The sequence below is a fragment of the Bacillus cereus group sp. BfR-BA-01492 genome (assembly GCF_022662815.1).
GTDB classification, from domain to species: domain Bacteria; phylum Bacillota; class Bacilli; order Bacillales; family Bacillaceae_G; genus Bacillus_A; species Bacillus_A cereus_BD.
Genome location: NZ_JAKUEH010000003.1, coordinates 244,656 through 266,721, shown reverse-complemented (window position 1 = coordinate 266,721; position 22,066 = coordinate 244,656). Strand labels below are relative to the sequence as shown.

Sequence of the window (22,066 nt, the reverse complement as noted above, 5' to 3'; positions counted from 1 at the left end):
GAATGGCAGTTTTTTTATTTCACGATTTTTTCAATCATAGTTTCCATCACATGTTCCCAAAGGGACGTGTCATCAGCTAATGTTGCGCGGAAATTGGCATACATTTCTTTTTGTTTTTCTTCAAATGATGGATCTTCTTTTTCTGGCAATGTTTCTCGCATGGAAGTGATTAATTCTTGTATTTTTGGAGCACGTGGTCCCCATACGGCTTTTTCATTTCCTTCTTGATCAATGAAAATGAAAATTGGAATTGATCGCGCTGTACCGTTCGTTAAATATTGATCCATTAATTCTAAGTTTTCATCACGAATTAATAAGCGCATATCAATATTTGCCACTTCACAAATGCGTTTCATAACAGGTACACAAAGAAGGGCATCACCACACCAATCAGCCGTTAAAACGATAACGCGCCAGTTATCATTTTGACGTTCTTCTAAAACAGGGAGTAATTCGTTTGGAATTAAAAAGTTATTATAAATGTGTAATAACTTATCTTGATTTACTTTCATTTCATTGACATATGTATCAAAGGACATACCTTTATCAGCCCATTGTTGTAAATTCATGATTCACACCTCTTTTGTTTAAGATGCTTTTATTGTACCAATTTTCGTTTTGAAAAGCTTGTATTATTACTTCCTAAAATGGAATGGATAGAACTGAATTTTTATAAGAAAATAAGGTGACAAAAGGTAAGATTTAAGGTAGAATTATTAATAATGTTTTTATTTAACTATATGAAATAAAAGGGGATGTAAATGGTGTCTTACAATCGTGAACAATTAATGGAGGACCTGTCTACAAATGTCTTTGCTATGTTTCGTTCGTTGCGTAATGATATTGGCAAGATTTTTGGTGGTTACATACCATGGAATGAGTTTGTCGTGCTTCGCATATTAAATCGTGCTAACAAAGAGATGGTTTCACGGGTAGCGAATGAATTGAATGTTTCGAATAGTCATATTACAGCTGTAACAGAAAAATTAATTCATAAAGGTTTTGTAACACGTTCACGTTCTACATCAGATCGACGTGTTGTATATTTAGAAATTACGGAGCAAGGAAAAGAATTAGTTGCTAAAATGGAATCGGCGAAAAGACAATATTTAAAAGAAAGATTCTCCGCTTTATCTGAAGAAGAAATGGAATTTATGATATCTATTTCGAAAAAACTTATATAAGAACAAGTCCTTCTCAGTTTTGAGAAGGTTTTTTTTATTTAAAAGTGCGATAAATAATGAAAAGATTCGTAGTTACTATAGGTGGAAAATGAGTATGATCGGTTACGAAAAGCCATACTAAAAATGATGGAAGAAAGGAGAGAGAAAAATGACGAATCGTAACGGTAGTCACGGTAGTAAAAACCAAGGTTCACCAAAATTAGGACAGTTTCAACAGGAATTTGGTGCAGAGTTTGAAGTTGGGAATGATAATAAAGGAAAAGAATACCGTTCTAAAAAAGGAAGTAAATCAAAAAAGGAGTGAATTGATTCACTCCTTTTTAATTAGGATGCAGCAGAGTCATTTTTAATATATTTCTCTTCAGATTTCGAAACAATCATGGCACAGATTGCATCACCTGAAATATTAACAGCTGTTCTAGACATATCAAGAATACGATCCACCCCAATAATTAAAGCGATGCCTTCTACCGGAAGATTTACTTGATTTAAAACCATCGTTAACATAACAAGACCGACACCAGGAACGCCGGCTGTTCCGATACTAGCTAGTACAGCGGTTAATACGACCATAGCTAATTGAGCAATTGTAAGTTCAACACCATATACTTGTGCAATAAATACGGTAGCTACCCCTTGCATAATAGCGGTACCATCCATATTGATTGTTGCTCCGAGTGGTTGAACGAATGAACTAACAGATTTTGAAACGCCAAGCTTTTCTTGAGCTGTTTTCATAGCAAATGGAAGAGAAGCATTGGAACTAGAGGTACTAAATCCAATTGCCATTACAGGTGAAAAATGTTTGATGAAGCGAACGATACTTTCTTTTGTAAATATTTTTAATAACCCGCCATATATAAAAATGCCATGTATGACAAGTGCTAGCATAACAACAATCATATACTTGAACATTGCAGCGACGCCTGCCAGCCCCATCTGTCCAACAGAAGAAGCGAGCAATCCAAATGTTCCAATTGGAGCGAGTTTCATAATGAGGTTTACAAGATACATCATTAATTCGTTACCCTGTTCAAGTAATGAGTGGATTCCTTGAACTCGCTTTCCAAGAATGGCAAGTCCAAGTCCAATTAATACCGCAAAAGCAATAATTTGAAGCATATTTCCATCACTCATTGCTTTCGCTGGGTTATCTGGGACGATATTGAGGAGTGTATCAACAATAGATGTTTCCGCTTTGTCTCCTTTATAGGAAAGCCCTTCTGTTTTAAATGTACCGCCTTGTCCTGGTTGAATAAAGAGTGCGAGTGTAACAGCAAGTGAAATAGCAATGGCTGTTGTTGTTAAAAAGAAAGAAATGGATTTGATTCCGATTCTACCAAGTTGTTTAGGATCGCCAAGACCTGCGGCACCAAGAGCAATCGAAATAAATACAACTGGAACGACAAGCATTTTAATAAGCCGAATGAAAAGTTGTCCAATTGGATGAAAGATATATTGATTTAAAGGTGTAAAAATGGATGGGGCATATAAATTTAGGGCGAGCCCGACGATAAGACCGATAAATAGAGCGATTAAGATTGCTTTTGTTTGTTTCAATGAAATCCCTCCTTATTTTTGAAAATATGTTTTCATTTAATTGTACCGAAAAATGATATTATTTGACAATATTTTCTGAAAATTTTCTAGTTGAAAAATGAATATTTTGTTCATTTTTCAGTGATGAAAGTGAAAATGTATTATTAGAGAGATCCGTAACAGCCTTTACTTTATGAGAAAGCAAAAAAAAGACCACCCTGTCAAAATAAGGTGGTCATGGAAGGGGACAATTTATGTCAATTTTAATTAGGGATGGAAAGCTGTTTGAGACATTGGGGAATGTCTCGTTATTAGGGAGGAACAGCTTTGATAGTTATAATATAAAAGAGAGATGTGACTTCAATGTGAACTTGAAGTGAAAGGTGTGGGGATTTAAAAAAAATAAACAGAATCCATCGGTTAGTGCTTATGAAAATAAGAGTTGAAATCTATAAAAAAAAGGATTATGCTCAACTATATTATAAGAGTATAAGAATTTGTTTTCATAATGAAATTCTACCTTATAGCATGAAAGATAGAAGCATTTTATTGAGGAGTTCGTGATATGAAAGCAGAAAAAAAGCAAGGAGTTTATAATCGTTCTATCAGATTAAGTCCACCACAAATTTTAGCAACAGGCTTTTTTTGTTTAATTGTCGTCGGAGGAATGTTATTAAAGTTACCATTTGCGACAAAGGAATCGATTAGTTGGGTCGATGCTTTTTTTACAGCAACTTCTGCAGCGACTGTAACTGGTTTAGGAGTTGTAGATACCGCAAGTACTTTTACGATGTTTGGTCAAATTGTCATCATGTTTTTAATTCAAACGGGTGGTCTTGGATTAATGACAATTGCGATTTTAATTGTATGGGTACTCGGTAAAAAAATTGGTTTACGTCATCGTTTACTCATTGGAGAAGCTTTTAATCAGACAAATATTGGTGGCCTTGTAAAATTAGTAAAACGAGTTTTTATTTTTTCTATTTGTATAGAAGGAATTGGAATTATTTTTTTATCTATTCGATTTATCCCGGAATTTGGGTTTAGTAAAGGAATGTATTACAGTATTTTTCATGTGATTGCAGCTTACAATAATGCAGGATTTACACTATGGCCAGATAATTTAACGAGATATGTAGGAGATCCGATTGTTAATATTGGTATTTGCTCTTTAATTGTTATAGGTGGTTTAGGATTTACTGTATTAATTGATATGTGGTATAGTCGTAGTTTTCAGAAATTATCACTTCATTCGAAAATTATGATTCTAGGAACGATTGCTCTAAATGTAATTGCTACGGTTGTTATTTTTATATTGGAGTATAATAATGTGAAAACATTAGGCACATTATCTGTAAATGAAAAATTATGGGCGTCCTTCTTCCAAGGAATTACACCGCGTACCGCAGGGTTTAATACAGTTGATTACGGCGGAATGGAAGAGTCATCCATATTATTTACAATGATTTTAATGTTTATTGGTGCGGGTAGCGTTTCGACAGGTGGAGGGATTAAGTTAACGACATTTGTTATTTTAATTACATCCGTTATTTCCTTTTTTAGAAAAAAGGAAGACTTTGTGTTATTTCATCGTACGATTAAAATGGCAACAGTAACGAGAGCTTTAGCGATTGTAGTTGCTAGTCAAATTCTCATTTTTGTGGCAGTATTTTTATTAATGCTTACAGAAAAATTTAGTTTTATTCAATTATTATTTGAAACGATTTCAGCATTTGGAACGGTCGGCTTAACAATGGGGATTACTGCGAAGTTATCTGCAGTTGGAAAATGCATCATTATGTTCGTTATGTTTTGCGGATTAATCGGACCGTTAACATTAGTATTTTCTTTAGCACGACCTGCGAAACAAAAAATTCGCTATCCATCAGAAGATGTTTTCACAGGATAAGGTATCTCGCTTGGCGAGATACCTTTTTTAGTTAAAAGAGTGAAAACAATAAACCGATAATTGCAGCGCGGAATAATAAAGAAACCAGTACAGCAATACCGCCGACAATAGCAGCGATACTACCGGTAACAGTAGCACCACGATTATAAGCATAAATACCGAGTAAAACGGAGACAAGCCCAAATAGTGTTGGGAATGTGAACAGTGATAAGACTGCAAGAGCAAGAGCAATGAAACCTGCCGTTGATCCTGCTGTTTTTGATTTTACATCATCTCTATCGTCTCGGTCATAAGTGACACGATTAGGGGCAACCTCTGCCGCATATTCTTCTTTATAATCATTTTCAGTTCTATGATGATCATCAAATTTATCAGCCAAGGTAATCGCTCCTTTCCTAGCAAGGTTCTTTAGTAGTATGTATAGCTTTTTCTTTTTTATCCTGCTATTTATCACTTTTTAAAATTTGTAGGTAGAGTTGTTATGCTGCGTGAAATTTCATTTTGATGAGAAACAAAAGAGGTATGTATAGCAATTTGATTTGATTGTAAAACTTGGTATGAGTTCCTTTATTTTGGAGAGTATAAAAAAGAATGATAAGGAAAGGTTGGTTGAAATGATGGAACATCCAATTGAAAATTTAATGAAAACAGCAATGACAAATTTGAAAGAAATGGTAGATGTAAATACGATTGTAGGGAGTCCTGTTTCGACAGCAGATGGACATGTCGTGTTAACTGTTTCGAAAGTTGGTTTTGGTTTTGGAGCAGGGGGAAGTGATTTTAAAGGAGAAGTATCTCGCCGTGAAAAGCAACATACGCATGCAGGGCAGGGGTCACAAAAAGAAATGAAACAAGAGTATCCGTTTGGAGGAGGAAGTGGAGCTGGAGTCTCCATCAATCCTGTCGCTTTTTTAGTAGTAGGGTCGAATGGTGTGCAAGTATTGCATTTACAGAGTGGGACACATTTAATTGAGAAGGCGCTGAATACAGTTCCGAGCACTGTGGATAAGTTTGTAAATGGACGCTAGACAGTACTTTGCATTTTTTAGGAATTATGATATATTAGGAAGAGTGTGTTTGTAATGACAAATATAATTGAAATGTAAATATATATGATATATGAAATAAGGGAGAGGTAGTTATGATTAATATCAAGAATTTTGCTGTTGGCTTATGTATGCTAGTAAGCGGATTTGTTGTTTACGTTGTAAAAGAAAAAGCGCCATTTTAAAACAGGCAGATGATACTGTCTGTTTTTTGTTTCCTTAAAATTATTGACGAATTTGTTATTATATGTTAAAATTTTAATTCGTGTCTCGGTTACAGCTAGTATAGCTTAACTATTACTTATACGTACAAGATGAAAAGTTTGTGAAAGATCGGGTAATTGTACCAACAACTTTTGTGAACAGACCCTAAACTTTGTATGTATAGGTGATACGCATGCTAGTGTATCAAGGAGCGGTCAGAGGAACCGTATTGATGAGAGAGAGGTAGGGCTTTCATCCAGTATATGTTACTTTCCCGTTAGGTGAATATAAAAAAGAGAAGTCTCCTGCATGTAAGGAGACTTCTCTTTTTAATTCGGATACATATAGTAGATATGATATCTTCTATACTCTACTTTCAACTTGTTGACAAATTTCATCTGTCGTTAAACCGCTTGCCTTAATGACAGATCCTTTTGTCGATACATCACTGATTCCCATTACATTCGAATCTTGTCCAGTAATGACACAACAATCGCATTCTTTTGCATCACTTTCGGATTGTAGAGAAATGACTTCATGTCCTTTTTGTTGCAACGCTTGTTGAACATCTGTTAACGAACTTTCAACACCGATTTTTGCCATAACGATCACCTCCTACCATCTACTAATATGCTCAAATTCTCGCCAAATATTTATATATTTGAGAAAAAGATGGTAGGAAGTTATAAAGTGAAAGTTTTATCGATAGAGTTTTTTTATCCTTCGTTGATGAACAGCTTTCATCAATCGGGCTGCCCTACAATAGCGGGATGCATATAAGGAAATATATCGCTGGATTAGTCGTTATATACACCAGTTAACATTTGACTTACAAATTGATCATTTAAATGCTCTTGAATAGAATTGTTATTGGATTGAAAATCAATGGAAGCAGTAAAATGATTATGTTTCGTTTCATTCGGCTCTACTTCCACATAATCATTGAATTTACAAAATCCTTTTGTATCCATTAAATCAAATAATTGTAGCATCTTTACTACCTCTTCTCTTGTTCCTTTAATTTGTACGTAAGCCATCTTGATTTCCTCCTTCGTTTAATAAATTATTTTTTAAACATAGGATTATGATAACTACATAAAAAATATGATGGTTATTTTCACATCGAGATCTTTTGCTTGATTTCCCCCTTTTTCCTCAAAAATTGTACATAAGTGCCAAATATATAAAATCGATGTCCGTTTATTGAATACAATAGATTCGCATCATTTGCAAAAAATCCTTCTTGTAAAAAAAATATTTTTAGCATAAAAAATGACGAAAAAATTTTTTTGGATTTTTGTAAACGTTAACAATGTTGATAAATCAATATGCTTTAAGGTGTACATGCGTTTAAATATTATAAATTTTCTAAAAATTATCTTGATTTATTGAAAAAGGAGAGTAAACTAGGAAGCAATAAAAAAATCAATAGAACATAGGAGGCGCATTTAAGTGGATGAACAATTGCTTCTGGGAAAACGGATTCGCATAAAAAGCGTTTGCTACAAGAGTTTCGTCAATAGTTGTAGCAGATGGAGAGAAAATTTACGAAGAGAATAAAGCGGTTTAATCATTCTCATGAGACGATAAAGCGTTGATGGGGAGGAGTAGTTGATGATGAAGCCTTACAGAGAGTCGGTGGTTGCTGGAAACCGATGGTTCATGTCGACGAACATCGCCCTTGAGTGCTAAGCTGAAGCATTTGTCTAGGCTTAGACGGTAGCTCCGTTACTAGCTAGACTCATTTTTAAAGAGTCACTAAGGCAAGAAAATTTCTTGCGAAGAAGGGTGGTACCACGAAATCTTTCGTCCCTTCAGCACATAGCTGAAGTGTGGACGTAGGATTTTTTTATTTGATAAAAAAGGAGGGGAATACAATCGATGTCTTCAAAAACAGAAGAAAAAATGGTAACTGGTGCAGAGCTATTGTTAGAAGCGTTAGAGAAGGAAGCGGTTGAAGTTATTTTTGGGTATCCAGGGGGTGCTGTTTTACCACTATATGATGCATTGTATGATTGTCAGATTCCTCATATTTTAACTAGACATGAACAAGGTGCGATACATGCAGCAGAAGGATATGCCCGAATTACCGGGAATCCGGGTGTTGTCATTGCAACAAGTGGCCCAGGGGCAACAAATGTAATCACTGGGCTCGCCGATGCAATGATTGATTCATTGCCGCTCGTTGTTTTTACAGGGCAAGTTGCTACGACTTTAATTGGAAGTGACGCCTTCCAAGAAGCGGATATTATGGGACTTACCATGCCGGTAACAAAGCATAATTATCAAGTCAGAAAAGCTTCGGATTTACCAAGGATTATTAAGGAAGCATTCCATATTGCAAAAACAGGGCGACCGGGACCAGTTGTGATTGATCTCCCTAAAAATATGATGGTAGAGGAAGGGGAGCGATGTAGCGATGTGCAAATGGATTTACCCGGATATCAGCCAAATTATGAACCGAACTTATTACAAATTACCAAATTATCACAAGCGATTGCTGCGGCTAAAAAACCGCTTATTTTAGCTGGTGCTGGTGTGTTACACGCAAAGGCTTCAAAAGAATTGACAAAATTTGCTCGCATGTACCGTCTACCAGTCGTTCATACGCTTCTTGGATTAGGAGGATTCCCGCCAAATGATGAATTGTTTTTAGGAATGGGAGGGATGCATGGGTCTTATACAGCGAACATAGCAATGTATGAATGTGATTTGCTTATCAATATTGGTGCAAGATTTGACGATCGGCTTACAGGAAATTTAGCATATTTTGCGAAAGAGGCAATTGTTGCACATATTGATATCGATCCTGCAGAGATTGGTAAAAATGTCCCAGCGGCTATTCCGATTGTTGCAAGCGCGAAGCGAGCTTTAGAAGCACTGTTAGAACGTAACGAGCGAAAAGCGAATCATGAAGAGTGGCTTGCGCTTTTAAAAGAGAGAAAAGAACAATATCCATTTTTTTATAAACAAGATGCAGACAAAATGAAGCCGCAAGCAGCAATTGATATGTTGTATGAAATTACAGAGGGGACAGCGATTATTACGACGGATGTTGGTCAGCATCAAATGTGGGCTGCTCAATATTATCCACTTAAAGATCCGAATAAATGGGTCACATCAGGAGGACTTGGAACGATGGGATTTGGGCTTCCAGCAGCAATCGGTGCACAGATTGCTAAGCCGAATGAATTAGTGGTTGCGATTGTCGGTGATGCTGGTTTTCAAATGACATTGCAAGAATTAAGTGTTTTAAAAGAGCATTCTTTACCAGTTAAAGTGTTGATTTTAAATAATGAGGCATTAGGAATGGTAAGACAATGGCAAGATGAATTTTATCAGCAAAGGTATTCCCATTCGCTCCTTTCTTGTCAGCCGGATTTTGTAACATTAGCACAAGCGTATGGCATAAAAGGTATAAGAATTCAAGAGCCACTGCGAGCGAAAGAAGAATTACAAGCGGCAATGGCATTAGATGAACCTGTCGTAATCGATTGCCGAGTGTTGCAGTCTGAAAAAGTAATGCCGATGGTTGCTCCAGGAAAAGGAGTCCATCAAATGGAGGGGGTGAAAAGGAAATGAAACGAATCGTGACTGCAACTGTACGAAATCAAAGTGGTGTATTAAACCGGATTACAGGAGTGATGACACGAAGGCATTTTAATATTGAGAGCATTTCCGTAGGACATACGGAATCATCAGATGTTTCACGGATGACATTTGTTGTCCATGTGGAAAATAGGCAACAAGTTGAACAGCTCATTAAACAGCTTCATAAACAAATTGATGTACTGAAAGTAACTGATATAACGGAAGAAGCAATCATTGCAAGAGAACTTGCTCTCATTAAAGTAGCGACAACAAGTGTATTAAGGTCTGAACTATATAGTTTAATTGAACCGTTCCGAGCTACTGTAATAGATGTTGGGAAGGATTCCATAGTCGTGCAAGTAACAGGGACACAGGAAAAGGTAGAAGCTTTAATTGAACTGCTTCGTCCGTATGGATTGAAGGAAATTGCAAGAACAGGTGTGACAGCTTTTACAAGAAGCATGAAAAAACAAGAGAAACAAGTAATGTTAATTCATTAATTATTTCCATATAGGGGGAGAAGAAAATGGCAAAAGTTTATTATGAAAAAGATGTAATGGTAAATGTATTAAAGGGAAAGAAAGTAGCAATTGTAGGATATGGATCGCAAGGGCACGCTCACGCACAAAACTTACGTGATAATAACTTTGATGTAGTAGTTGGACTTCGGAAAGGAAAGTCATGGAAAAAGGCGAAAGAGGATGGTTTTTCCGTTTACTCTGTAGCTGAAGCGGCAGCGATAGCCGATGTAGTGATGGTTCTTCTACCGGATGAATTACAGCCCGAAGTATATCAGGCGGAAATTAAATCAAACTTACAATCTGGAAATGCACTTGTATTTGCTCATGGTTTTAATGTTCATTTTAATCAAGTAACACCGCCGGAAGATGTAGATGTATTCTTAGTAGCACCGAAAGGACCGGGGCATTTAGTACGCCGCACCTTTACTGAGGGAGGAGCTGTACCAGCATTGTTTGCTGTATATCAAGATGCAACTGGAACAGCGACAGAAAAAGCATTATCCTATGCTGATGGAATTGGAGCTACAAGAGCTGGTGTGCTAGAAACGACCTTTAAAGAAGAAACAGAAACGGATCTATTTGGAGAACAAGCTGTTCTTTGTGGAGGGGTGACTGCACTTGTAAAAGCAGGATTTGAAACATTAGTAGATGCTGGTTATCAGCCGGAACTTGCCTATTTTGAATGTTTACATGAATTAAAGCTCATTGTTGATCTTATGTATGAAGGTGGACTTGAAAATATGAGATATTCTGTTTCTGATACAGCGCAGTGGGGAGACTTTGTATCTGGTCCGCGTGTTGTAACAGAACATACGAAAAAAGCAATGGGAGACGTGTTAAAGGAAATTCAAGATGGTACATTCGCAAAAGGATGGATTGCAGAGCATCAAGCAGGAAGACCACATTTTCATGCGATAAACGCAAAGGAAAATGAGCATCAAATTGAAGTAGTTGGACGGCAGTTACGTGAGATGATGCCGTTTGTACAACCGAAAGTAAAGACGGAGGTTAAATAATATGAAACAGATTTTGTTCATGGATACGACGCTTCGTGATGGTGAACAATCACCTGGAGTCAATTTAAATGAACAAGAAAAATTACAAATTGCTCGGCAACTAGAAAAGTTAGGAATTGATGTGATGGAAACGGGATTTGCCGCGGCGTCTGAAGGAGACTTTCAATCTGTTAAACGTATTGCAGAAAGTATTCAAAATGCTTCGGTGATGAGTTTAGCAAGGGCAAAAGAAAGCGATATTCGCAAAGCGTATGAAGCGATAAAACGAGCTGTTTCTCCTAGACTGCATGTATTTTTAGCAACGAGTGATATTCATATGAAATATAAGCTCCGCATGTCAAAAGAAGACGTATTAGACAGTATTCACCGTTCTGTTATGTTAGGAAAATCTTTGTTTCCTACTGTGCAGTTTTCAGCGGAAGATGCAACGAGAACAGCGAAACCTTTTTTGGCTGAAGCTGTTGAAGTTGCTATTCGCGCAGGAGCAGATGTCATTAATATTCCAGATACAGTTGGGTATACACATCCAGCAGAATATTATTCTCTCTTTCAATATTTACAAGAATCAGTGCCTTCCTATGAAAAAGCAATTTTCTCTTGTCATTGTCATGATGACCTTGGCATGGCGGTAGCCAACTCGTTAGCGGCAATTGAGGGTGGGGCGTTGCAGGTGGAAGGTACGATGAATGGGATTGGGGAGAGAGCGGGAAATGCAGCTTTAGAAGAAGTAGCTGTCGCTTTGCATATTCGAAAAGATCACTATAAAACGCAGTCTTCTATAATATTGAAAGAAATGAAAGCGACGAGTACATTAGTAAGCCGTTTAACTGGGATGGTTATACCAAAAAATAAAGCAATAGTGGGAGCAAATGCGTTTGCACATGAGTCAGGTATTCATCAAGATGGTGTTTTAAAAGAAGTGACAACATATGAAATTATTGCACCAGAGTTAATTGGTGAATCACAGAATCTATTTGTTCTTGGAAAACATTCTGGACGCCATGCCTTTACGGAAAAAATGAAAGAACTCGGGTATGAGTTTACGCAAAAAGAACGAGATGTTGCTTTTGAAGCCTTCAAAACATTAGCGGATCGTAAAAAGGAGATTACGGATGAAGATTTACGGGCACTTATGCTTGGAGAAGCTGCACTTTTAACACAGCAGTACAATATTAAGCAGTTGCAAGTACATTTTGTGTCCAATCATATTCAATGTGCAACGGTTGTTTTACAAGATGAGAAAGGCAATAAATATGAGGATGCTGCAACTGGGGCAGGTAGTATCGAAGCTATTTATCATGCAATTCAAAGAATTTTAGAGATGGAATGTAAATTAGTTGATTATCGTATTCAATCGATTACGCAAGGTCAGGATGCACTGGCTCACGTTCATGTGGAATTAAAAGAAGGACCCCATCAAGTTTCAGGGTTTGGTGTTGCGCAAGACGTATTAGAAGCATCAGCTAGAGCATACGTTCATGCTGCTGGAAAATTAAAAGCACTGTTAACGCTCGTTAAGTAACAACCAAATAAGTAAGGAACCCCCTCGTTTATTTGTTCGGAAAAATCAGACAAAAGGAGTGCTTATCATTTGGAAAAACGTATTGTTTGTTTAGCTGGAGACGGTGTTGGACCAGAGATTATGGAAAGTGCGCAAGACATATTGCATATGGTTGAACGATTATATGGCCATCAGTTTTATTTACAAGAAGAGGAATTTGGGGGAGCTGCAATCGATTTATTTGGGCAACCATTACCCCAAAGAACATTGGCTGCATGTTTAGCAAGCGATGCGGTCTTGCTTGGATCAGTTGGTGGACAAAGATGGGACAATGCGAAAGAAAGGCCGGAAAAGGGATTACTTGCTCTTCGAAAAGGGCTTGGGGTATTTGCGAATGTTCGTCCAGTAACAGTAGAGGCGGAGATTGCACATTTGTCTCCATTAAAGACGGCGACTGAGATTGATTTTGTTGTTGTTCGTGAATTAACAGGCGGGATTTATTTTTCATTTCCAAAAGAAAGGACCGAGGAAGTAGCAACTGATACGTTGACATATCATCGCCGTGAGATTGAACGCATTGTATCCTATGCTTTTCAGCTCGCAAGTAAACGGCGCCAAAAAGTTACTTCTATTGATAAAGCGAATGTACTCGAATCTAGTAAATTGTGGAGAACAATTACCGAAGAAGTTTCTTTTCGGTATCCAGAGGTAGAGCTGGAACATATGTTGGTTGATGCAGCAGCAATGGAACTTATTCGGAATCCAGCAAGGTTTGATGTTATTGTCACTGAGAATTTATTCGGTGATATTTTAAGCGATGAAGCGTCTGTTCTAGCAGGCTCACTCGGAATGCTTCCATCAGCAAGTCATGCGGAGAATGGTCCATCGCTTTATGAACCAATTCATGGCTCAGCGCCAGATATTGCAGGGAAAAATAAAGCGAATCCAATTGCGATGATGCGTTCCGTTAAGATGATGCTTGAGCAGTCATTTGGGCTCATAAAGGAAGGAATGGCAATTGAAGAGGCGATTACAGCAGTACTTCGATCAAAGAAATATACAGCTGATCTTGGCGGAGAAGAAACGACAACTTCATTTACACAAGCTGTCCTTCAAGAAATGGAAGAACAAGCGCTAGTTGGGAGAGGTCGATAATGGGAAAGAGACTACTAGATAAACTATGGGAAAAGCATGTTGTAGCAACAAATGAAAATGGACTGGATCTATTATATATTGATCTTCATCTTGTGCATGAAGTCACTTCACCGCAAGCCTTTGAAGGCTTGCGGCTTGCAAATCGTACAGTGCGGAGACCGGATTTAACATTTGCGACGATGGATCATAATATTCCAACAAAAGATGTTTGGAATATTACAGATCATATTGCTAAGCAGCAACTAGATACATTGCGTGCAAATTGTAAACAATTTCATATATCGTTAGCCGATATTGGAGATGAAACACAAGGAATTGTTCATGTTATTGGGCCAGAACTTGGTCTTACAGTGCCAGGAAAAACAATTGTATGCGGTGATAGCCATACAGCAACGCATGGAGCGTTTAGTGCACTAGCTTTTGGGATCGGTACAAGTGAAGTCGAACATGTATTAGCAACGCAAACGCTATGGCAACAGAAACCGAAGGCGATGGGAATTGAACTAAAAGGTACATTGCCAAAAGGGGTATATGCAAAAGATATCATTTTACATATTCTTGCCACATATGGAGTAGCAGTTGGCACTGGATATGTGATGGAGTTTTATGGAGAAACAATTCGGAGTATGGAAATGGAAGAACGGATGACACTCTGTAATATGGCGATTGAAGGCGGAGCAAAAGCAGGGTTAATCGCTCCAGATGAAAAAACATTTGCTTACGTAAAGGGGCGGAAATACGCACCGAAAGACTTTGAGCGTGCCGTAGAAAAGTGGAGTGAACTGTATACAGATTCAGATGCGGTGTATGATATGTATATTTCAATTGATGTATCAAAGTTAGCGCCTTATGTAACGTGGGGGACAAATCCGAGTATGGGAATTCGCATCGATGAACAGTTACCAGCAATAAGCAATCAAAATGAAGAACGAGCGTTTGCTTATATGGGACTGAAACCGAGGAAAAGTGCATATGACATCCCGATTCAACATGTCTTTATTGGCTCTTGTACAAATTCAAGGCTGTCGGATTTAGAGATTGCGGCCGCGATTGTAAAAGGGAAGAAAGTAAAAGACGGCGTAAGAGCACTTGTTGTACCAGGATCACAAAAGGTAAGAAAATTAGCGATGGAAAAGGGATTACATCATATATTTGAAGAAGCTGGATTTGAATGGCGGGAGCCAGGCTGTTCCATGTGTCTCGGGATGAATCCAGATCAAGTACCTGCGGGAGAACATTGTGCTTCTACTTCAAACCGTAATTTTGAAGGAAGACAAGGAAAAGGTGCAAGAACACACCTTGTAAGTCCTGCAATGGCTGCGGCGGCAGCATTATATGGTCATTTCGTTGATGTGAGAAAGGAGAGTTATGATGGAGCCGTTTCATACTCATAAAGGTACTGTCGCTGTACTTATGAACGATAATATTGATACCGATCAAATTATTCCGAAACAATATTTAAAGAGGATTGAACGAACTGGGTTTGGAAAATTTTTATTTGATGAATGGCGGTATGAAGAGGATAGAAAAGAAAATCCACATTTTCCGCTCAATGCCCCTGAACGAAAAGGAGCAAGTATTCTCATTACAGGAGAAAATTTTGGTTGTGGATCATCGAGAGAACATGCACCATGGGCCCTTGCTGATTATGGCTTTCGCGTTATTATTGCTGGAGGATTTGCAGATATTTTTTACATGAATTGTATGAAAAATGGGATGTTACCGATTGTAATGGACAAAGAGACGCGAGAAAAATTGGTAGCGATTGAGCCGAGGACTATAGTAGAAGTAGATTTGGAAAATGAGGTAATCATGACACCGCAGCATCGATATCATTTTTCTATTGAAAAAATGTGGAAAGAAAAATTGTTAAAAGGTTTAGATGAGATTGGGATTACGATGCAATATGAAGAATATATTCAAGAATATGAGCAAAAGGTAGTACATTAAACGATGTCAAAAAATATAAAATCATAATTGTGTTTACTTTCTGAATTGTTTGTTATATACTATGTGAAAATAAGCGGAGGAAAGGAGTAAGGATTATGTTTACAATGAAGTGTATAAATATGCTTGCAAAACTACATCATCATACATAAAACCCTTGCTCCTAGCGTGAAAAACGTGTAGGTACAAGGGTTATTCCTGTTGTACCTACACTCTATAAAAAGAGCCTTGTAGGTATTTTTTCTACAAAGGCTCTTTTTATTTTGTTTGTGATTGTTATGGTGAGCATATATATAAGGAAAAGGGGGAATTTGCATGACGAAGTGGAGACGTACAAATCCAAATGGAACGAGAGATTATTTATTTGAAGAATGCACATTAATTGAAGAAACCGAACAAAAGTTAAGACGAATGTTTTTAGAAAGAGGATATGACGAAGTTCGAACACCTACAATTGAATTTTATGATGTATTTTCTGTTCAAAATCGTCCGATTGATGAGGAAAAAATGTATAAGTTTTTTGATGAGCAGGGGCGTATTATTGTGTTGCGACCAGATATGACCATTCCATTAGCAAGGGTAATTGGAATGCAGGGCGGAGATTCTCCAATGAAAGTCACATATAGTGGAAATATATTTCGAGCGCATGAATCACTCTCTGGTAAATATAATGAAATGATTCAAACCGGAATTGAAATTATTGGGATTGATAATGTGCGAGCTGAAATTGAATGTGTTGCTAGTGCTATTCAGGCGCTGAAAGCGGTGGGGGTACATTCTTTTACAATTGAACTTGGGCAGGTTCAGCTCTATAAATGTATCGTGAAAAAGCTGTCATTTCACGAAGAAGATGAAAGAATACTGCGCACATATATCGAAAGCAAAAATTATGCAGCACTTTCGCGTTTTGTAAAAGAGAAAAACTTAGATCGTAGCGATGAAACCGTGCAGTTACTTGAGAGATTACCAAGGTTATTTGGCAAGCTTGAAGTACTTGAGGAAGCAGAAAAACTTGCTTCTAATAAGGAAATGAAAGCTGCAATTGCACGTGTAAAAGAAATTTATGAAATGATTACAAAATTAGGATATGGATCCTATATATCAATCGATTTAGGAATGATTCAACATTTACACTATTATACAGGTGTTATTTTTAAAGGATATATATGTGAAGTGGGAGAAGAAATTGTTAGTGGCGGAAGGTATGATGATTTAATGGAACATTTTGGTGAATCAATGTCAGCGGTTGGCCTCGCTGTGCAAGTGAATCAAATTGTGAAAGTTTTGCAGGAACAACAAGAATCTGTAAAACGAAAACAATTAGATATAATGATCCATTATACTTTAGGGCAATTAGCAGAAGCAGAAAAACTATGGTATTTACTAAAAAAGGATGGTTGGAAGGTGGAATTTTCTTTATTTGAAAGTTTACAAGATACTTTTCACTTTGCTAGAAAGAAGAACATTCAAACGGTTATTGAAGTGACAGAAACATCACTAGTGGAATATGTTTGGAAAGAAAAATGGCTTAGGAAGAAGGAGGGAGAAACTACATGCGTAACATTCAAATTGCGTTAACAAAAGGAAGACTTGAAAAGCATGTCATACCACTATTTGAACAAATCGGCATGGATTGTTCAGAGATGATGGATAAGGGAAGGAAGCTTACTTTCAAAAGTAACAATTCAAATGTTTCATTTATTTTAGTGAAAGCGGTTGATGTTGCAACCTATGTAGAACATGGAGTTGCAGATATAGGAATTGTAGGAAAAGATATTTTAATGGAGTATGAGAAAGATGTATATGAAATGATAGATTTACAGGTCGGATGTTGTAAATTGTGTATGGCATCCATTCCTGCATATCATCCGAAAAGGTATAGAAAAAAGAGAATTGCGACGAAATACCCATCTATTACTTCAAGTTATTTTCGTGATAAAGGGGAAGATGTAGAAATCATTAAAATTGAAGGTTCTGTAGAAATTGCTCCGCTTCTTGGTTTAGCAGATGCAATTGTAGATATTGTGGAAACGGGGAAAACGTTGCAAGAAAATGGCTTAATTGTATTGGAAGAGATGTATCCAATATCAGCGCGAATGATTGTAAATAAGGCTGCTTTAAAAATGAAAAAAGATGAAATATTCAATATTATAAATAGAATGGAGTGTATCATTTCTGAAAAAATAAAGGAGGGATAATATGATTTGTGAGAACTTTATAGAAGGGTTGTCGAAAATAAAGTTGTTAAGAGAGCACACCTATATAATGGAAGAAACGATTCAAATACGTGTGAAGGAAATCGTTCAAACAGTAAGAGAGAAAAGAGATACAGCGCTATTTTCATATACAAAATTATTTGATGATATCCAATTAACACAGTTTCGTGTATCAAAAGAAGAAATAGAGAATGCACAGAAATCTGTTTCATCTGAATTTATAGAGGCCTTACAAGAAGCAAAGAAAAATATCATATCATACCATGAAAAACAAAAAAGGCAATCGATATGTGATTATGAAACGAAGGGAATTATTCGCGGTCAACTCATCAGGCCATTGGAAATAGTCGGTGTATATGTACCAGGTGGAACGGCTTCATATCCTTCCTCGGTACTTATGAATACATTGCCGGCTAAAATTGCAGGTGTTCAAAAGATTGTTATGGTAACACCACCAGGGAGAAAGGGAGTGGACCCCTACATTTTAGTTGCCGCAAAAATTGCAGGTGTAGATGAAATCTATACGGTGGGCGGTGCGCAAGCAATTGCTGCTTTAGCATATGGAACGGAATCGATTCCAAAAGTTGATAAAATAGTCGGACCAGGAAATATATATGTTGCTTTAGCAAAGAAAGAGGTATACGGAGTAGTCAATATTGATATGATTGCCGGTCCTTCAGAAATTGTAGTAATTGCTGATGAAACAGGAAAAGCCTCGTTTATTGCAGCGGATTTATTATCTCAAGCAGAGCATGATACGAGAGCAACTGCAATTTGTATTACAACAAGCGCGATATTAGCGTCAGAAATAGAAAGAGAAGTAAAAGTACAACTGCAGATGTTGCCAAGAAGTGAAATTGCTCGTGAAGCGATAGAGAGAAATGGAGCGATCTTTGTAGTTTCTTCGCTGACAGAAGCTTTTCAACTGTCAAATGAAATCGCCCCAGAACATTTGGAGTTACATATAAAAGAACCGATGAATGCTTTATCATATGTTCGGCATGCGGGTTCTATTTTCCTTGGTCCCTATGCTCCAGAGCCGCTTGGAGATTATTTTGCAGGACCGAATCATGTGTTGCCAACGAGTGGAACAGCACGCTTTTTTTCACCGTTAGCAGTGGATGACTTTATGAAAAAATCTAGTTTTATTTCTTATACGAAAGCGGCATTAAAAGGTGTACAGCATCATATTGTCAGTCTTGCTAATAAAGAAGGATTGCATGCACATGCAAGAGCCATTCAAATTCGGTTTGAGGAGGAGAAATGATGCGCCGGGCAAGTCAAGAGAGACGAACGACAGAAACGAAAATTAAACTACATTTACAGTTGGATGAAAGTACAAATATTTCCATTCGAACTGGTGTTGGTTTTTTTGATCATATGTTAACGCTGTTTGCAAAACATGGAAGATTTGGACTACAAATTGAAGCAGTAGGCGATGTGTTTGTTGATGCACATCACACTGTGGAAGATGTGGGTATTGTACTTGGAAACTGCTTGAGAGAAGCTTTGCAAAACAAAGAGGGAATGAACCGTTATGGTGCAGCATATGTACCGATGGATGAGGCATTAGGGTTTGTTGCAATTGATATAAGCGGTAGGTCTTATCTTGTATTTCAAGGGGAACTAGTCAATCCAAAGTTAGGAGATTTTGATACAGAACTCACAGAGGAATTTTTTCGAGCAGTTGCTCACGCAGCTCATCTAACATTACATGCACGCATTTTATATGGAAACAATACACATCACAAAATAGAAGCTTTATTTAAAGCGTTTGGACGTGCGCTTCGAGAAGCTGTAGATAAAAATGAAAAGATTGTCGGAGTAAATTCCACGAAAGGAATGTTGTGATTGATTGCAATTATAGACTATGGCATGGGAAATATTCGGAGTATAGAACAAGCATTAACATCTATTGGAGCGGAACATCTTGTGACGGATCGTCAACGAGAAATTGTAAAAAGCGATGGCGTTATTTTACCGGGTGTGGGTGCATTTCCGAAAGCAATGGAAGCTTTAAAGGCGAAAAAACTAGTGCCTGTATTACAAGAATGCGGAAAGTCAGGGAAGCCACTTCTTGGTATCTGTTTAGGAATGCAGTTGCTGTTTGAAAAGAGTGAAGAAATGAGACATTCAAATGGTCTAGGTTTGTTGCCAGGAGTAGTTCGTAAACTACAAGTTTCGTATAAAATCCCGCATATGGGATGGAATCGGTTGACAAAAACGAAAGAAATACCAATTTGGAATAGCGTAGCAGATGGTTCGTTTGTGTATTATGTTCATTCTTATTATGCTGAATGTCCAAATGATATGATTTGTGGTACGAGTGAATATGGAATTTCTGTTCCAGGGCTTGTTGCAAAAGGAAATATATTTGGAGCGCAATTTCATCCTGAAAAGAGTGGAGAAATCGGAATACAAATGCTTGAAAATTTCAAAGGAGTGGTGAAACAATGGAAATCCTCCCGGCTATCGATTTAAAAGAAGGGCGATGTGTTCGGCTTTATCAAGGAGAGTTCAACAAAGAAACAGTTGTGAATGAAAACCCGGTCGCACAAGCGATGATATTTGAAAAAATGGGAGCGAACAGGCTACATATTGTTGATTTAGATGGTGCAGTCTTGGGAAAATCAGCAAACTTATCTGTCATTGAAGATATATGTAAAGCCGTTCGGATTTCGGTGCAAGTTGGCGGAGGGATTCGATCGCTTTCAGCTGTTGAAATGCTGTTATCAATAGGGGTAGAAAATGTAATTTTAGGAACAGCTGCTTTACATAATCGTTCATTTTTAGGAGATGCAATTCGTCTATATGGCGAGAAAATTATTGTTGGAATTGATGCGAAAAATGGCTATGTGGCGACAAGAGGGTGGCTTGATATATCAGAAATTTCTTACATTGAACTTGCGAAACAAATGGAAGCAGTAGGCGTACAAACAATTATTTTTACTGATATTGCGAAAGATGGAACGCTTATGGGGCCCAATTTTGCGCAACTACAGTTATTACAAGAAGAAGTATCGCTTCGTATTATCGCTTCAGGTGGCATCTCTTCGTTGCAAGATGTAGAACAATTAAAGGCACTGAATATGTACGGGGTGATTATCGGAAAAGCGCTGTACGAAAAAACAATTGATTTACAAAAAGTATTGCAGGTGGCAAAGTCATGTTAGCAAAGCGAATTATTCCCTGTTTAGATGTGAAAGCGGGCCGCGTTGTGAAGGGAGTCAATTTTATCGGATTACAAGATATAGGAGACCCTGTTGAAATAGCTGCTTTATATAATCAAGCGGGTGCAGATGAAATTGTTTTTTTAGATATTACAGCCACATATGAAGAGAGAAAAACAATTGTGGATGTTGTCGAAAAAACAGCTTCAAAAGTGTTTATTCCATTAACGGTTGGAGGCGGTATTTCTACTGTCAAAGATATGTATACATTGTTAAGAGCAGGTGCAGATAAAGTGTCATTGAACTCAGCGGCTGTAAAAAATTCACTACTCATTCAAGAAGGGGCGGAACACTTTGGTTCTCAATGTATTGTCGTCGCAATTGATGCAAGAAGAGTAGAAGAAGACAAATGGCATGTATATGTGAACGGTGGAAGAACGGATACAGGAATTGATGCGATTCATTGGGCGAAACAAGTGGCCGAACTCGGAGCAGGAGAGATTTTATTAACAAGCATGGATGCCGATGGAACGAAAGATGGGTATGATCTTCGTTTGACAGAAATAATTTCTAAAAACGTTTCTATCCCTGTTATTGCTTCAGGGGGATGCGGAAGCGCTGATCATATTGTTGAAGTATTTGCACATACATCTGTAAATGCAGCGCTAGCAGCATCCATTTTTCATTATGGGGAATGCACAGTACAGGCAGTAAAACAAAAATTACAACATGCAGGTATTGAGGTGAGAATGTGAGACCTAATTTTTCTAAAGGGCTATTACCCGCTATTGTCGTAGATGAGGAGACAAAAGAAGTTTTAATGCTAGCTTATATGAATGAAGAGGCATATGAAAAGACGTTAGAAACAAAAAAAACGTGGTTTTATTCCCGTTCACGACGAGCGCTTTGGAATAAAGGAGCAACATCGAGCCATGTGCAACATGTGAAGTCACTTTATTTAGATTGTGATCAAGATGCTATTGTGATAACAGTGAATCAAGTAGGAGTTGCCTGTCATACAGGCGAAAAAACATGTTTTCATCATAAAATTATATAGGGGGATTTGA

The 22,066-nt window shown here is 37.5% G+C and carries 25 protein-coding genes and 1 other annotated feature; of the genes, 20 read left to right on the top strand and 5 right to left on the bottom strand.

Going from position 1 to position 22,066, the window contains the following annotated elements:
* Window positions 1–14: 14 nt before the first annotated feature.
* Window positions 15–569, bottom strand: coding sequence for a thioredoxin family protein (locus MR063_RS06600; protein ID WP_242142543.1), 555 nt, complete (start codon window positions 567–569; stop codon window positions 15–17).
* Between the two features lie 195 nt (window positions 570–764).
* Here MR063_RS06600 and MR063_RS06595 point away from each other — a divergent pair, with 195 nt between their 5' ends.
* On the top strand, window positions 765–1,184 hold the full coding sequence (locus MR063_RS06595; RefSeq protein WP_140388402.1) for a MarR family winged helix-turn-helix transcriptional regulator: 420 nt from the start codon (window positions 765–767) through the stop codon (window positions 1,182–1,184).
* Window positions 1,185–1,332: 148 nt separating this feature from the next.
* The gene (locus MR063_RS06590; RefSeq protein WP_011984192.1) at window positions 1,333–1,488 is read left to right on the top strand and encodes a hypothetical protein; all 156 of its coding nucleotides are present in this window, start codon (window positions 1,333–1,335) and stop codon (window positions 1,486–1,488) included.
* 20 nt (window positions 1,489–1,508) lie between these two features.
* Here MR063_RS06590 and MR063_RS06585 read toward each other — a convergent pair whose 3' ends face one another.
* Window positions 1,509–2,744: a dicarboxylate/amino acid:cation symporter gene (locus MR063_RS06585; protein WP_242195424.1), complete on the bottom strand. Its 1,236-nt coding sequence runs from the start codon at window positions 2,742–2,744 to the stop codon at window positions 1,509–1,511.
* Window positions 2,745–3,288: 544 nt separating this feature from the next.
* On the opposite strand from MR063_RS06585, the gene MR063_RS06580 reads away from it, so the two are divergent.
* Complete coding sequence (locus MR063_RS06580; protein ID WP_242195421.1) at window positions 3,289–4,632, top strand: TrkH family potassium uptake protein; 1,344 nt, start codon at window positions 3,289–3,291, stop codon at window positions 4,630–4,632.
* Window positions 4,633–4,663: 31 nt separating this feature from the next.
* Here the strand turns inward: MR063_RS06580 and MR063_RS06575 are convergent, their stop codons facing one another.
* Window positions 4,664–5,011: an MraY family glycosyltransferase gene (locus MR063_RS06575; protein WP_242142824.1), complete on the bottom strand. Its 348-nt coding sequence runs from the start codon at window positions 5,009–5,011 to the stop codon at window positions 4,664–4,666.
* Window positions 5,012–5,189: 178 nt separating this feature from the next.
* Here MR063_RS06575 and ytfJ point away from each other — a divergent pair, with 178 nt between their 5' ends.
* A complete protein-coding gene (gene ytfJ / locus MR063_RS06570; RefSeq protein ID WP_242195634.1) occupies window positions 5,190–5,660 on the top strand; it encodes a GerW family sporulation protein in 471 nt (156 codons plus the stop codon).
* 113 nt (window positions 5,661–5,773) lie between these two features.
* Entirely contained in the window at window positions 5,774–5,863 is a 90-nt protein-coding gene (locus MR063_RS06565) for a hypothetical protein (RefSeq protein ID WP_016113989.1), read from the top strand.
* 382 nt (window positions 5,864–6,245) lie between these two features.
* Here MR063_RS06565 and MR063_RS06560 read toward each other — a convergent pair whose 3' ends face one another.
* Both MR063_RS06560 and MR063_RS06555 read right to left on the bottom strand, forming a co-directional pair.
* On the bottom strand, window positions 6,246–6,485 hold the full coding sequence (locus MR063_RS06560) for a YkuS family protein (RefSeq protein ID WP_011984197.1): 240 nt from the start codon (window positions 6,483–6,485) through the stop codon (window positions 6,246–6,248).
* Window positions 6,486–6,679: 194 nt separating this feature from the next.
* On the bottom strand, window positions 6,680–6,919 hold the full coding sequence (locus tag MR063_RS06555; RefSeq protein WP_242142548.1) for a DUF3911 family protein: 240 nt from the start codon (window positions 6,917–6,919) through the stop codon (window positions 6,680–6,682).
* Between the two features lie 548 nt (window positions 6,920–7,467).
* Window positions 7,468–7,699 (top strand) — a binding site (T-box leader).
* A gap of 64 nt (window positions 7,700–7,763) precedes the next feature.
* Between MR063_RS06555 and ilvB the strand changes: the two genes are divergently transcribed.
* The 15 genes from ilvB to hisI all read left to right on the top strand — a co-directional run bounded on the left by ilvB (window position 7,764) and on the right by hisI (window position 22,056).
* Window positions 7,764–9,464 (top strand): acetolactate synthase large subunit, encoded by a 1,701-nt coding sequence (ilvB, locus tag MR063_RS06550; protein WP_242195418.1) that lies wholly within the window; start codon window positions 7,764–7,766, stop codon window positions 9,462–9,464.
* Window positions 9,461–9,973, top strand: coding sequence for an acetolactate synthase small subunit (gene ilvN, locus MR063_RS06545; protein ID WP_242142550.1), 513 nt, complete (start codon window positions 9,461–9,463; stop codon window positions 9,971–9,973). The genes ilvB and ilvN overlap by 4 nt, the downstream gene beginning before the upstream one ends.
* 26 nt (window positions 9,974–9,999) lie before the next feature.
* Window positions 10,000–11,010 carry a ketol-acid reductoisomerase gene (gene ilvC / locus MR063_RS06540; RefSeq protein ID WP_242195416.1) on the top strand — a complete coding sequence of 337 codons (1,011 nt, stop codon included), beginning with the start codon at window positions 10,000–10,002 and terminating at the stop codon, window positions 11,008–11,010.
* A gap of 1 nt (window position 11,011) precedes the next feature.
* Window positions 11,012–12,532 carry a 2-isopropylmalate synthase gene (locus tag MR063_RS06535; RefSeq protein WP_242195413.1) on the top strand — a complete coding sequence of 507 codons (1,521 nt, stop codon included), beginning with the start codon at window positions 11,012–11,014 and terminating at the stop codon, window positions 12,530–12,532.
* A 69-nt stretch (window positions 12,533–12,601) separates the two neighbouring features.
* Complete coding sequence (leuB, locus tag MR063_RS06530) at window positions 12,602–13,666, top strand: 3-isopropylmalate dehydrogenase (RefSeq protein ID WP_242195410.1); 1,065 nt, start codon at window positions 12,602–12,604, stop codon at window positions 13,664–13,666.
* A complete protein-coding gene (gene leuC / locus MR063_RS06525; protein ID WP_242195408.1) occupies window positions 13,666–15,060 on the top strand; it encodes a 3-isopropylmalate dehydratase large subunit in 1,395 nt (464 codons plus the stop codon). Before leuB ends, leuC begins: the two co-directional genes overlap by 1 nt.
* The gene (gene leuD / locus MR063_RS06520; RefSeq protein ID WP_242195404.1) at window positions 15,038–15,616 is read left to right on the top strand and encodes a 3-isopropylmalate dehydratase small subunit; all 579 of its coding nucleotides are present in this window, start codon (window positions 15,038–15,040) and stop codon (window positions 15,614–15,616) included. The genes leuC and leuD overlap by 23 nt, the downstream gene beginning before the upstream one ends.
* A gap of 312 nt (window positions 15,617–15,928) precedes the next feature.
* Window positions 15,929–17,191 carry an ATP phosphoribosyltransferase regulatory subunit gene (gene hisZ / locus MR063_RS06515; RefSeq protein WP_242195400.1) on the top strand — a complete coding sequence of 421 codons (1,263 nt, stop codon included), beginning with the start codon at window positions 15,929–15,931 and terminating at the stop codon, window positions 17,189–17,191.
* Window positions 17,167–17,811 (top strand): ATP phosphoribosyltransferase, encoded by a 645-nt coding sequence (hisG, locus tag MR063_RS06510; protein ID WP_242195397.1) that lies wholly within the window; start codon window positions 17,167–17,169, stop codon window positions 17,809–17,811. Before hisZ ends, hisG begins: the two co-directional genes overlap by 25 nt.
* A 1-nt stretch (window position 17,812) precedes the next feature.
* The gene (hisD, locus tag MR063_RS06505) at window positions 17,813–19,096 is read left to right on the top strand and encodes a histidinol dehydrogenase (protein ID WP_242195394.1); all 1,284 of its coding nucleotides are present in this window, start codon (window positions 17,813–17,815) and stop codon (window positions 19,094–19,096) included.
* On the top strand, window positions 19,096–19,680 hold the full coding sequence (gene hisB / locus MR063_RS06500; protein ID WP_242142559.1) for an imidazoleglycerol-phosphate dehydratase HisB: 585 nt from the start codon (window positions 19,096–19,098) through the stop codon (window positions 19,678–19,680). Before hisD ends, hisB begins: the two co-directional genes overlap by 1 nt.
* A complete protein-coding gene (gene hisH, locus MR063_RS06495) occupies window positions 19,681–20,310 on the top strand; it encodes an imidazole glycerol phosphate synthase subunit HisH (RefSeq protein ID WP_242195391.1) in 630 nt (209 codons plus the stop codon). It begins immediately after the preceding gene.
* Complete coding sequence (hisA, locus tag MR063_RS06490; RefSeq protein WP_242195388.1) at window positions 20,283–21,002, top strand: 1-(5-phosphoribosyl)-5-[(5-phosphoribosylamino)methylideneamino]imidazole-4-carboxamide isomerase; 720 nt, start codon at window positions 20,283–20,285, stop codon at window positions 21,000–21,002. Before hisH ends, hisA begins: the two co-directional genes overlap by 28 nt.
* Complete coding sequence (gene hisF / locus MR063_RS06485; RefSeq protein WP_242195385.1) at window positions 20,996–21,754, top strand: imidazole glycerol phosphate synthase subunit HisF; 759 nt, start codon at window positions 20,996–20,998, stop codon at window positions 21,752–21,754. The genes hisA and hisF overlap by 7 nt, the downstream gene beginning before the upstream one ends.
* Complete coding sequence (hisI, locus tag MR063_RS06480) at window positions 21,751–22,056, top strand: phosphoribosyl-AMP cyclohydrolase (RefSeq protein WP_242195383.1); 306 nt, start codon at window positions 21,751–21,753, stop codon at window positions 22,054–22,056. The genes hisF and hisI overlap by 4 nt, the downstream gene beginning before the upstream one ends.
* Window positions 22,057–22,066: the final 10 nt, after the last annotated feature.